A 12,521-nucleotide genomic window follows, 5' to 3' on the forward strand; every position below is an offset into this window, starting at 1 on the left:
ATGGCTAAGTATCTATGGGACTTAAATCTTGATGAAATCCCTTTAGGTTGGGAAAACACCTATCAAGATGCTTTAAATCAATGTCCAAAAGGTGAAATTATCGAAATGGCAGAAATGGATAGCCCAGATAGTATTATTACTAATCAATATTTTTATGATCCTGTTGGATATAAAAATACTATCTATACCATTTTCAACGAATACAAAATAAAGGCTAAAACCTTATTTGAGTCTAGAAACAAACATGAAATCAAACCATTCATCAACGAATTGATTAAATTTGACTGCATCTTATATGGTCTTCTTGCTGAATGGACATGTAACGGTAACGAATTTGATGGTTCTAGCTTTGATCCAAATTATTTAAAAAATAATTTACTGGATTATAATTACTACTTTGGTTCTTACAATTTCGAAACTGACTTTGAGAAACAGTATAAAAAATACAAGTTAATCAGCCTATAAAGTTGTAATAGTGTCAGAGTTACATCTTATTTAAAAACTCTATTAACTTATTAGACTCTACTCTGACACTTTCACCTCTCTTCAATTTAATCGCACTATGCTTTCCAATTCCAAAAATTTCTTCTATTTTAGCTAATGACATATCACTAATAATTAAATTGAATTTTGTCTTAATATCCATCCCTTTCACCCCTTCCATTATTTACTCCTTTTTTTGAATCTGATTTTGTGTGATAATTTATTTATGCTATACTATGCGATTGTTAGTTGAAGTTTCTTGAACCTCTTTAGTAAAAAAAATGCTCGGATCAACATTTAAAATTTTGGATATTTTTATTGCTCTATCAACAGAAAGTTTCACATTTCCATTTTCAAGGTGATTGTATCCGCTTTTATCCTTATAGCCAAGCTTTTCAGCCATATATTCTTGAGTATATCCTTTTTCTATACGTATCTTTTTTAAAATTTCACTCATATCAACACCTCCTATTGTTTAAGTTACTTCAACTCTATAATCTAATTATAGTTTAAATTTCTTCAACTGTCAACCTCTATTTTTAATTTTGTTGAACTTTTATAAACATTTGTTACAAATATAAAATTATGTTATATAATTTAATTAGTTTAAGTATTTTAAACTTGAAGGAGTGAAAAAATGTCTACATTATCTAATAGAATTAGAGAACTACGAACAGAAAAAGAGCTTACACAAGAAGAGTTTGGTAAACTATTTGGGATTGTAAAATCCACGGTTTCACTATACGAAAGTGGCAAAAGCGCTCCTGATGATGAAATAAAAAAGAAAATAGCCAAATATTTCAATGTATCCTTAGACTACTTAATGGGAGTATCTGATGTTAAAAATCCATATATCAACGATAAAGATTTAGATGAAGTAGATAAATTTCTGCTTGAATTAAAAAAAGAAGCGGAAAAAGAGGGATTAGAATTCGACGAAACTTCTCCACAAGAACTTATTGAAACTTATAAATTATTAAAGGAATTTAAAAAGAGGACAAAAGGGGATTAGATTATTATTGGATAAAGGAGCGTGAAATCATGAATAATGAAGAAAAAATTTATGACTTACTAGAAAAGATATATATCGAGTTACAAGATACTAAAAAAGAATTGAAAAATTTTAAAGATGAAACTAGTTCTAGGTTTAACAAGATAGATACTAAATTTGATGAAACAAACACAAAAATAGACAATAACCATAAAGAAATCAATGCAAAGGTAGATATTAATCATGCGGAAGTTTTAAATGAACTCCAAGAGATTAAAGAACAAATCCACGAACTAGATACTAAAAATGCTGCTAATCATATTGCTACTAATACTAGATTAGATAAAGTATCGGATGATCTAGACTTCCTTACCCATAAAGAATTTCAAACTGAAAAAGAAATCTTTAAGCTAAAGAAAAAAATTGCTAAATAAAATGCACTATAGAAGGAAGAAAGAGGCAACTAACTTAACGGTAAATTGCCTTTTTTGTTATCAATTATGCACCTTATTGCTTCTTTCCTTTCTTCCTTTGTAAATTCTATGATTATTTTTTTGATTAAGTTTTTTATGCACTCTATATCTTCCACCACTCTTGCCCCCTTTATGTAAATATCGCAGTGGCGAACGTACGTTTAAATATATTATAGCAAACGTTTGTTCTTTGTGCAATGGATATTACCGTTTATTTTCATGTATATAATTTAAATTTTCAATATATTTTTAATTTATAGATATAATACCATAATGCTATAAACGTGTCAACCAAGCCATTTATATCACTTATAGACAACATGGTTTTATATTTTGCCTATAGTATATTTTAGTATTATAGGCAATAAAAAATCGGTGCGAAGTTAATCACACCGATTAGATTAGTTTTATAAATAAATCAAACGGAAAGGATGATTGATATGTGTGTGTTAAGTTTATAATTGTCACTTATTTTAAAAGCCAATACTTGCAACTATTTACTGAGGAGGATTAATGTGAATAACGAAAATTATACAAGAAAACAAATTAATATTAACGATATACTTCTTGATACTGAAAATCCAAGGTTTGAAAAGGTTAATAATCAAGAAGAAGCACTTGAAATTATGATTCGTGAGTATGAGGAAAAAATATATAACTTAGCTAAACATATCACAGAAAATGGTATGAATCCTACTGAGCTTTCGGCAGTTATAAAATCTGACAATAAGTATATAATTTTAGATGGCAATAGAAGGTTAACAGCCCTAAGGATATTAAATAATCCCGATTTATTAAATCAAGATTTTGAAAAGCTGAAATCTAAAATCATGAAATTAGATAGAGCAAATATACCAGATACGATTAACGCTATCGAATTTGAAAGTGAAGAAGAAGCAAATTTATGGATTAAGTTAAAACATACTGGTGAAAACGATGGACTCGGAACAGTTGAATGGACTGCCTTACAACAATCACGTTTTGATGATGACAAATATCCACTTTCCATACAATTACTTAAATATATGGAAAGTGCAGACTTAATAGATGAATCTATTTCTAAAAATATAATAAACTTAAAAATTACAAACCTAGAAAGACTTTTAACAGATCCCGATGTTAGGAATATATTGTCAATTACACGTTCTAAAAACGAATTACATTTTCCTATACCAAACGGAAAAATAAAAAACATCTTAAATAGCCTGTTGATGGAGCTATTATCAGAAGACTTCACTGTAAATAAAATACGTAATAAACCTGATAGAATCAATTTCATGAATTCTTTTAAGGAAAAATATAACTTAACAGAGGATGATATTAAAGATTTGAAAGATTGTGAAGTAACCACTGTTAAGGAGTATGAAAATTTAAAAGAAAAAACAGATGATAAAGCAAGCCCTAAGGAGGCACCTAAGGAAAGTACAAAAGATAATAAAAAAGATACTATAGCTAATAAAACTATTCCCAAACCTAAACCACCTGAAATGCCAAGCACAAAAGATAGATATACTCTAATACCAAAGGACTTTAATCTTACCATTAATAATTCTAAAATCAATGATATATATAAAGAACTAAAAGAAATATCGGTTGATGATTACCCAAATGTAATCGGTGCTTCATTCAGAGTATTTTTGGAATTATCTATTGACTACTATATAGAAGAAAACAAGGATGAAATAGATATAATAGCAAACGATAAGCTTAAAAACAAGCTTGAAAAAGTGAAAACCCATTTGAACAATAAATTAAAGCTAGATAGCAACCAACTTAAAGACATTAATAGGGCCATTGGTAGCAATGACAACATAGTTTCTATTGACATATTACATGGCTACATTCATTCAACAGTAGCTCAAGCAAGTGCAGATGGACTAAAAACTACTTGGAATAATTATGAGAGGTTTTTTGAACTTCTCTATGAAGTTCTTAATGATTTACCTCTGGCCAAAGCATAATTCTCATGATATAATAGGATATAGGGGGGTGTTTTAGCTATGACCAGGACTCTTTCTCCGCTTAGATATCCAGGTGGTAAAACCAAGCTATATAAATATACAAAAAAACTAATAGAACATAATAATTTAGTAGGTTGTACTTATGTTGAACCGTTCGCTGGTGGATGTGGATTAGCCATTGGATTACTTCACACTAATATAGTTAATAATATTATTCTAAATGATATTGATAGATCCATTTATGCATTTTGGAAAACTGTATTAGATAGAAATGAAGAACTAATTGAGAAAATTGACACTACTCCAATTACAATAGATGAATGGCACAAACAAAAAGAAATACAAGATAGTAAATTTGATGCAGATTTATTCGAATTAGGATTTTCCACTCTTTTTTTAAACAGGACTAACTTTTCTGGTATAATAAAAGCTGGTCCTATTGGCGGTCATGATCAGAACGGTCCTAATAAACTTGATTGTAGATTTAATAAAAAAGATATAATTAGAAAACTCAAGTTGATAAAGGCTCATAGAGAGCAAATCCAATTTTACAATGAGGACGCAATTGATTTCTTTAATATATTAAACGAATTGAATCATGATAATTTTTTTATTTTTTTAGATCCTCCATATTTTGAAAACGGACCAGGTCTTTATACCAATTTTTATACTGAAGAAGATCACAGAAACCTAGCTCGACATGTATCTGAGTTAAATCATAATTGGATTGTTACTTATGACAATGTTGATAAAATTAAAGAAATATACCAAGAATATAATTTTGAGTCTAAAGAATACTCATTGAGATATAGCGCTTACAATAAATATGAGGGTACAGAAATAATGTTTTATTCAAATAACCTTATTCCTGTTAATTTCTAATTTCATAATATCGTTATAAAAAGCTATGATTAAATCAATAGCTTTTCTTTTTACTATTTTTTCAATATAATAAACATATAACTACCAATGAGGTGATCCAATGAAAATAGCAATATATTCTAGGAAAAGTAAATTTACTGGCAAGGGCGAAAGTATTCAAAACCAAATAGAAATGTGTAAAGAGTATTGCAACAAACACTTTGGCCAATGCGAATTTATTATTTACGAAGATGAAGGGTTTTCTGGCGGAAACACAGATAGACCCCAATACAAACGTATGATGGAAGATGTTAGAAAGAAAAAATTTCAGGCAGTTGCATGCTATAGACTAGATAGAATCTCCCGTAATGTTTCAGATTTCTCCCAGACATTAGAAGAATTAAATAATAAGAACATAGCTTTTATTTCAATAAATGAACAATTTGATACATCCACACCAATGGGAAGAGCCATGACCTATATAGCAAGTGTTTTTGCACAGCTTGAAAGGGAAACTATTGCAGAAAGGGTCAGAGACAATATGCTACAACTAGCACGTTCTGGAAGATGGCTTGGAGGAATTGCTCCTACAGGGTATAAAAGTGAACCTATTACATACTTAGACAGCAATATGAAAGAGAAAAAAATGTACAAGTTGTCTCCTGTAAAACAAGAATTAGAAGTTGTAAAGCTTATATACAAAAAATATTTAGAATTTCAATCCTTAAGTCAATTAGAAACATACTGCTTGCAAAATAATATAAGAACAGTCAATAATAGAGACTTTCAAAAATATACTTTAAGGACTATATTGACTAATCCTGTATATTCTAAAGCTGACCAAAGTGTGTATAACTATTTCTATTCTAGGGAAGCTCAAATTTGCAATAACAAAAATGAATTTACTGGTAAATATGGCATTATGGCTTATAATAAAAACTTGGTTAAAAAAGGACAATCTGTCAAAACTAAAAATATGGATGAATGGATTATAGCTATAGGTAAACACAAAGGAATAATAGAAGGAAGTGAATGGGTTATGGTACAAAATACATTGAATAAGAATAAAAGCCTTGCTCCAAGACAAGGGACTTCCGCTGCTGCTATGCTTTCAGGATTACTCTATTGCAAAAATTGTGGCAATTTTATGAGGGTTAAATATGGCCAAAAGAAAAAAAATAGTGATGAAAGGCACTATTACTATGTATGCAGTATGAAAGACAACTCTAGAGGTTCCAGATGTAATATGAAAAATCTAAAAGGTGAAGATACTGATCAGTATGTAATAGAAAAATTAAAAGAGATGATTGAATCTGGAATATTAAAAGATATAGATAATGCTAAAAAAAATATTGAGGACAAAAAGAAAATAAATAAAAATGTCTATGACAAAATAACTGCTAATGAAAAAGCTATAGAAAATTTATTGAAACAGCTTTCACAAAATGAAAATGAAACTGTAGCAAAATATATTTTCTCTGAAATAGAAAAACTAGACAAAGAAAATAAAGAATTAAAATCCAAATTAGATAAATATGACAGTGAAACAAATATTACAAATTTAGAACTATTTAAAGAGGCTGTAGTGCGCTTTTATGAGTCTATAGATGGGGTACCTTATGAACAGAAAAGAAACCTTATACAAGGAATTGTGAAACGTATAGAATGGGATGGAAAAGACCTTCATATTGATATTTTTGATATATAACTATGTAGCACTTTGTCAGCATAGCATTATCTATACACCTAGCTGCATAAGTTGCCAATCTGGTGCCTTTTTTTTTGTCATAGGTGGATATGGCTTTTATAAGAGTAAATGTATCATTAAAACAGCCAATGGATTTTAACTACTTGTTCTCCTGTTATTTTGTTTTTTTCTCCAATTTCTATAAAATCTATAAGTTCATTTACCATTGTATGAGTTAATTTATCAAAATCCCTATATTTTTTTACTGTTTTAGTCCACTCTCCTATATCATTTGCTTTATTACTTATTTCCTCAATTTGTTTTTCAATGTTTTTTTTCTTTTGTTCACAAAATTCTTTTCTTTTATTGAATTCAGAATTGAGACTAACAAACATTTCCTCTGAAATTATTCCCTTTACTTTATCAATATATAATGATTTTAACAACTGGGTTTGTTCCTCCAAGTACATGTCAGTCTTATCGAATTCTTTTTCAAGACTTTTAACTTTATTGTTTGCTTCACTTTCAATTTTTAATATATTAACAGCATTATCTTCATCTAAATAATTATTTATATACTCTTTTATTTTATTTGTAACAACCTCTTCAAGAGTATCTAATCTAATGTAATGAGATGTGCACATTTTATTTTCTTTAGGGGTTTTTAAATAAAGTTTACACCTCAAAAAGGAATATTTTCCTTTATCTTTTGAAGTTGTACCCTTTTCCATAGTACTTCTACAATCTAAACATTTTACTTTAGTTGCAAATATATGTGCCTGACCCTCACATGTACTTCTTTGTCTAAGTTTAAAACGTCTTTGCACCTCTAAAAAAACACTTTCCTTAACAATCGGCTCATGAGTGTTTTTCACAACAATCCATTCATCTTTAGGAATCGTAACAAACTTTTTAGATTTATAACTTACTTTTTTAATTTTTCCTTGTGCCATATGTCCAGCATATAAAGGATTTTGAAGTATCCTTTTAACCGTAGTTCTATTCCAAAGGCTATTATTATCAACAGTTTTTTTGTAATTTGATCCTGATCGTTTTTTATAAATTGTAGGATTAGGTATTTGTCTTTTATTTAATTCATGAGTTATTCGTTGAATTCCAAAGCCTTCTAAATACCAATCATAGATTTGCCTTACAATTTTAGCAGCTTCTTCATCTACAATAAGTTTATTATTGTCATTTGGATCTTTTATATATCCAAAGGCAGCAAACGAACCAATAAATTTACCTGATTTTCTTTTAACATCAAAAGCAGCTTTGACATTGTCGGAAACATCCTCGCAATACCATTCATTAGTTAAACCAATAATCTGCCTTTGCTTTTTGTTGCCTTTGTTGGAAGTATCCGCATTGTCAACTAAACCAATAAATCTAATGCCCCATTCTATGAATTTTTTATGAATATATTTTTCTACTGCTTCCATATCTCTTGTAAATCTTGATTGACTTTTACATATAATCGTATCAAACTTCCCAGCTTCCGCATCTTTTAAAAGTCTATTCCAATCAGGTCTATCTGCATCTAGCCCAGACCAATCATCATCAGAATAAACATCATATATCTGCCAGTTATTTGCTAATGCATAACCTTCCAAAAGTGCCCTTTGATTTTGAATACTCTCTGATACATCTGAAGGATTGATTTTATCTTTATCTTCTTCTGAAAGTCTACAATACAGAGCTACTTTCAATTTTAAATTATACCTCCTTTTACCTAACTAATAGGAGATATAACCACTTACTTTATTCTACTTTAGTATAACAAAATAAGTGGTTATAATCAATTAAATAACTTTTTCTAACTCTTTTTTCTTCATAATTTTTATAAATATTTCATTGAATTTAGTTGCTCTTTGTTTTTTATCCTGGCTTTGAAATTTTTCTTCTACAACTATCTTTGTATTGCTACTCAAAATTATCCCCCTTTCTTTTAAGCTCCCTATGTGTTTACTAATATATGATTGTAAAAGCTTGTATAATTACCGTATTTAGACTAATTTTATATGAATACAAAAACAAAATAATTATTTTATATAGTTAATTCTGCTAATCTATTTTTAGTAATAAAAAAAGATAGCCTATTAAAGCTATCCTATATATGTATAATTTCTATTCAATTTTATCTTTCTATTTCCCAATCTTTTTCATCTTCAATATTAGTATTTATGCTTTCATCCATAGTAACTGCTACTTCTTTAATTGTTTCTTGATGCAATTCTAATAACATTATTTTTTCTATATTATTAACATCCGGAAAAACAACTTTTATATTAAGTTTAATAAGTTGTCTTATCTGTTTCATATTATTATTTATGATTTTTTGAATTGTTGTATGAACAGGTACGGCATTCCCATTTTCCTTATTTCTCATCAGCTTTGGATCTTTAACTTTATTAAAAAAATCATCTTTAATATGATACGCATATCCCTCTTTAAATTCCATAAAAAACCGCCTTATTTTGTAATTACATAATTTATATTAGTTTCCCTTATCTTCTGGCTTTTTACTAATATTGCCAATATCATATTTATTTTTGTCACTTAATGGTTTCCAATTGTTTATTCTAGATATCACCTTACAAATATATTCTTTTGCATTTTCGTCTTGAAGTAATATTTTTGCTTTTTGATTATTAAAAAATATATGTGGAGATATCTTATCCGCATATGTTTTTTTATTTACATTAATAAATTCTAACCCATACCTTAAATCTTCATAATCTAAATATACTTTATAATCTGTTCCCATTAATAACTTTTCAAGCTTATTTTTAATAATAGTATAATTGGTTTCATTAACAACTAGTTTTGCTTGTAATATAATATCCCTTTCACATATAGTAGGATTCTTTTCTGTTAGCTTCCTCCCATATATTTTCATAAAATTTTTGTTAGTTAAATATAATTCACTTTCTATTCTTTGCTTATCATCTCTAAACTTGAAATAAATATTTTTATCATCTAATCCTGATATGGATACTCTGTCTCCTGTCAACATATTTTTAAAATTTTCTAGTAGTCCATATATAAAATCTTTTTCATAAATCAAAGGAATTATTTGATTACTAATAATTGAGGAATTGTTTCTTATGTCATTAATTAATTCCTCTTGATTATATGAATCTTGATTTATAATCCAATTGTAGATTTGCTTTGTGCATATGAGTTTATTGCCTTTATTTTTATCAATAAAACTCCATGCTTGTATCATTAATTTTTTTCTTTCATCCATAAGAATTCCAAATCTTTCTAAACTTTTTTCAGATCCCATCCCTTTTATATAATTTTTGAAAATTATATTTGCTTCTTTATGAATATTTAATATGTTGTTATGTAAATTTGCAGGCAAAATTATAGGTAAATTATTATATTCAAAATTCCATTTTGATAACATTTCCCTAGCATCAGGAAATACTTTATTAAAATCTTCTAAATACTTTAATTCAGCATATTCTCTCATCCTTTTATTTTTATATTGTTTTGGGGTCATTCCTTTTGGTAGTTTAGCATCTATACCTGGAAATTTTTCAATACACTCAGAACCAACATTTAATTTTTTATTATTATACCTATTGATTATATAATATATATATACGTTCCTTCTGCCACATAAAGAGCACTGTACTCTATCTTTTACGTTTGGTGGATCTATTATATCCATAGTTCCAGTTCCATACCACTCTTGTTCTGCTTGCTTCTTAATATCTTTAAAAACAAATAAGATTAAATTTTTTAGTTCATCATCAAAATCTTTATTCCCTATAATATCTTTTTCATAAATCCTTTTATATTTCTTTAAAACTTTCTTTAACTTAGGATATCTTTCTATAATTACACTATTCAATACAAGCTGTCTTTCTTCCTTATCTATCAATACCCTACGTTTTCTTTTCTTTTTCATAGTGTTTTCCCCCTTTTTTATCTCTATATGCTTAATTAGACAAAAAAAGGGGAAATCCTTCTTTTTAGCTACAACCTTATTTTAAAGCTTTATTCCCTCCTTTCTTCTTCCTCATCTCTTCAATCACTCCCCAAGTTCTAGCCCAACATTCAAATTCTTCTTTAGGATCAGTGTAATGACTTATACCCATGCATCCTAAGTCATTTAAACCATCTTCATCATCCATAAATACATAATCTTCAACATTTTTAGAATGACAATAAGGACAAATTATTTCTTCTGTAGCATTTTCTCTTTGATATTCACTCAAAATAAACTCTTTGTCGCAAGTAAAACAATGATACTTTTCTAAATTATCCAATACATATGAAGACATAAAAATCCCCCTTAATTTTATTTTTTATATAATAAAAAAGATAGCTCATAAAAGCTATCCTATATATGTAAAATTGTTATTATTTTATATGTACAATCTATAATATTTCAAGCTATCCTTGGTTAAAGGATACATAGCACCAAAATATGGTAACCATCGGAAACCAATATTCTAGTAACTCTCCGATTTTATCCGAGCCACTCTCCAGGGGATCTCCTAGGACTGAATGGAAGTATCATTATTTCCCCCCTGCTGGTCATGGCGATATAGGTTACCAACCTATTTTGAGTGTTGAATATGGATATTGAAAAAATATCCGTCCACTCTTTCGCTCTTCCCTACTAGGCAGCAAGAGTAATGTACTTGAAATACTTATATCCATTTTTCAAAGTTCAAATGCTTGTACTACTTTTATATATTTAAATATGTGGGCTTATTTAAAAGCTCATACATATATAAATCAAAGTTGGTATAACGAAGAAATAATTGGTTATAATCATATTGTATATTTTCGTATACATAATGTCAAGTATAATAAACTTTGATTTTATTGTTTTATTTCTTTTTTTAATTTTTTATATTACAATAGTAATTGAGGAGTGATGAAATGGATACGTTGCAAGAAATACTAATAAATAAAAGAAAAGATTTAGGTCTAAGCCTTCGTAAAGCAGCAAAATTAATAGGCATCAGTCATTCTTATTTAAATAATTTAGAAAAAGGCATTGATCCTAATACGAAAGCTCCTGTCAACCCCACTCCTGAAACACTGTCTTTAATTAGTGAAGCCTATAAAATTGACTATAATGAATTAATGATAGCAGCTGGTTATATAACTGTTGGTGAAAATACAAAAGTATATGACCAAGATGAAACCAAAGAAGGAATAGAGGATATGCTTAATTATTATAGAAGTCTACAGCTTTCAAATTTAATTTTAGAGCTATCCCCTAAAAATCAAGAAAGAGTAATTGAGTATGTAAAACTATTAAAATTAAGCGAAAAACAAGGTTTAGACTTAGACGAATAAATAATTTTAATAATATTTATTTTGCTATAAAAAAAGATAGCCTATAAAAGCTATCCATAACGCACATAATTTCTATATAATTTTTATCTCTCTATTTCCCAATCATTTTTATTTTTATTTTCTTTTTCAATATCCCTATCTTCTATTTTCTTTGTAGCAGCTACTTCTTCAATTGGCTGTAGATAAGATTGATATTCTAAGCATTTTTCTTCTAGAAGCTTAAAATCACAACAATTTTTTATCAGCGTTTTATCATAACCAGAATTATATCGTTTGTAAATATAATTAGCTTTAGATATTATTTTATCTTTAATGGAATTGCAATATTGCCATTCTTCTAATAGCAACCTTCTATATTTATATTCCTCTTTAGAAAAATTTTTTATTTTTATTTCATTCTTAGGAATAGGGATCATAAAACTAAACCTTATACTACTAATTGTTTCTCCATTAGAATTTTTTATTAGGATATTTGTTTTTTGTTGCTTGCTAAATGATGAAATTGGTGCAAAATAATCAAAACCATCCACCGAAAGCACAACACCACATACAAATTTATTATTTTTATCATAATTTATATTTGGTATTTTAGATTCAAATAATTTTAAATAATTTATGTACTGATTTGAAACCTCATAGAACATTAACTTCCCCATAACATCCCCCTAAAAAGTAGAATGCGACTAGAAAATTCTAGTCGTATTCAGAATTACAAGTCGCTCTTACTGTGGCGAAACACC

16 protein-coding genes are annotated in these 12,521 nt (G+C 28.1%); 7 read left to right on the plus strand and 9 right to left on the minus strand.

The features are described from left to right. The gene (locus BUA21_RS02560; protein ID WP_072743109.1) at nt 1-465 is read left to right on the plus strand and encodes a hypothetical protein; all 465 of its coding nucleotides are present in this window, start codon (nt 1-3) and stop codon (nt 463-465) included. Between the two features lie 19 nt (nt 466-484). On the opposite strand, the gene BUA21_RS14645 is transcribed toward BUA21_RS02560, so the two are convergent. Together BUA21_RS14645 and BUA21_RS02570 are read right to left on the minus strand one after the other, a co-directional pair. After that, on the minus strand, nt 485-646 hold the full coding sequence (locus BUA21_RS14645; RefSeq protein ID WP_159429086.1) for a hypothetical protein: 162 nt from the start codon (nt 644-646) through the stop codon (nt 485-487). A gap of 66 nt (nt 647-712) precedes the next feature. Further along, nucleotides 713-940 carry a helix-turn-helix domain-containing protein gene (locus BUA21_RS02570; RefSeq protein WP_072743111.1) on the minus strand — a complete coding sequence of 76 codons (228 nt, stop codon included), beginning with the start codon at nt 938-940 and terminating at the stop codon, nt 713-715. 180 nt (nt 941-1,120) lie between these two features. Here BUA21_RS02570 and BUA21_RS02575 point away from each other — a divergent pair, with 180 nt between their 5' ends. Both BUA21_RS02575 and BUA21_RS02580 read left to right on the plus strand, forming a co-directional pair. Further along, nucleotides 1,121-1,495, plus strand: a complete 375-nt coding sequence (locus BUA21_RS02575) for a helix-turn-helix domain-containing protein (protein WP_072743112.1) — start codon at nt 1,121-1,123, stop codon at nt 1,493-1,495. 29 nt (nt 1,496-1,524) lie between these two features. Further along, the gene (locus BUA21_RS02580) at nt 1,525-1,908 is read left to right on the plus strand and encodes a hypothetical protein (RefSeq protein WP_072743113.1); all 384 of its coding nucleotides are present in this window, start codon (nt 1,525-1,527) and stop codon (nt 1,906-1,908) included. Nucleotides 1,909-1,937: 29 nt separating this feature from the next. On the opposite strand, the gene BUA21_RS15180 is transcribed toward BUA21_RS02580, so the two are convergent. Then, nucleotides 1,938-2,063 (minus strand): hypothetical protein, encoded by a 126-nt coding sequence (locus BUA21_RS15180; RefSeq protein ID WP_268801875.1) that lies wholly within the window; start codon nt 2,061-2,063, stop codon nt 1,938-1,940. 399 nt (nt 2,064-2,462) lie between these two features. Between BUA21_RS15180 and BUA21_RS02585 the strand changes: the two genes are divergently transcribed. The 3 genes from BUA21_RS02585 (at nt 2,463) to BUA21_RS02595 (ending at nt 6,477) form a co-directional block, all read left to right on the plus strand. Beyond that, nucleotides 2,463-3,908 (plus strand): hypothetical protein, encoded by a 1,446-nt coding sequence (locus BUA21_RS02585; protein WP_072743114.1) that lies wholly within the window; start codon nt 2,463-2,465, stop codon nt 3,906-3,908. A gap of 39 nt (nt 3,909-3,947) precedes the next feature. Next, nucleotides 3,948-4,790 carry a DNA adenine methylase gene (locus BUA21_RS02590; RefSeq protein ID WP_072743115.1) on the plus strand — a complete coding sequence of 281 codons (843 nt, stop codon included), beginning with the start codon at nt 3,948-3,950 and terminating at the stop codon, nt 4,788-4,790. Nucleotides 4,791-4,890: 100 nt separating this feature from the next. Next, complete coding sequence (locus BUA21_RS02595) at nt 4,891-6,477, plus strand: recombinase family protein (RefSeq protein ID WP_072743116.1); 1,587 nt, start codon at nt 4,891-4,893, stop codon at nt 6,475-6,477. Between the two features lie 116 nt (nt 6,478-6,593). Here BUA21_RS02595 and BUA21_RS02600 read toward each other — a convergent pair whose 3' ends face one another. From BUA21_RS02600 to BUA21_RS02615, 5 genes are all read right to left on the minus strand, one after another. Further along, entirely contained in the window at nt 6,594-8,165 is a 1,572-nt protein-coding gene (locus BUA21_RS02600) for a recombinase family protein (protein ID WP_072743117.1), read from the minus strand. A gap of 93 nt (nt 8,166-8,258) precedes the next feature. Further along, complete coding sequence (locus tag BUA21_RS15185; RefSeq protein ID WP_268801876.1) at nt 8,259-8,387, minus strand: hypothetical protein; 129 nt, start codon at nt 8,385-8,387, stop codon at nt 8,259-8,261. A 206-nt stretch (nt 8,388-8,593) separates the two neighbouring features. Further along, entirely contained in the window at nt 8,594-8,917 is a 324-nt protein-coding gene (locus BUA21_RS02605; RefSeq protein WP_072743118.1) for a hypothetical protein, read from the minus strand. A 36-nt stretch (nt 8,918-8,953) separates the two neighbouring features. Beyond that, complete coding sequence (locus BUA21_RS02610) at nt 8,954-10,375, minus strand: hypothetical protein (RefSeq protein ID WP_072743119.1); 1,422 nt, start codon at nt 10,373-10,375, stop codon at nt 8,954-8,956. Nucleotides 10,376-10,451: 76 nt separating this feature from the next. Beyond that, on the minus strand, nt 10,452-10,751 hold the full coding sequence (locus BUA21_RS02615; RefSeq protein WP_072743120.1) for a hypothetical protein: 300 nt from the start codon (nt 10,749-10,751) through the stop codon (nt 10,452-10,454). Nucleotides 10,752-11,358: 607 nt separating this feature from the next. Here BUA21_RS02615 and BUA21_RS02620 point away from each other — a divergent pair. Continuing rightward, entirely contained in the window at nt 11,359-11,781 is a 423-nt protein-coding gene (locus tag BUA21_RS02620; RefSeq protein WP_072743121.1) for a helix-turn-helix domain-containing protein, read from the plus strand. A gap of 83 nt (nt 11,782-11,864) precedes the next feature. On the opposite strand, the gene BUA21_RS02625 is transcribed toward BUA21_RS02620, so the two are convergent. Further along, on the minus strand, nt 11,865-12,437 hold the full coding sequence (locus tag BUA21_RS02625; RefSeq protein ID WP_072743122.1) for a type III toxin-antitoxin system ToxN/AbiQ family toxin: 573 nt from the start codon (nt 12,435-12,437) through the stop codon (nt 11,865-11,867). Between the last annotated feature and the right edge of the window lie 84 nt (nt 12,438-12,521).

This window comes from Sporanaerobacter acetigenes DSM 13106, assembly GCF_900130025.1.
GTDB lineage: Bacteria > Bacillota > Clostridia > Tissierellales > Sporanaerobacteraceae > Sporanaerobacter > Sporanaerobacter acetigenes.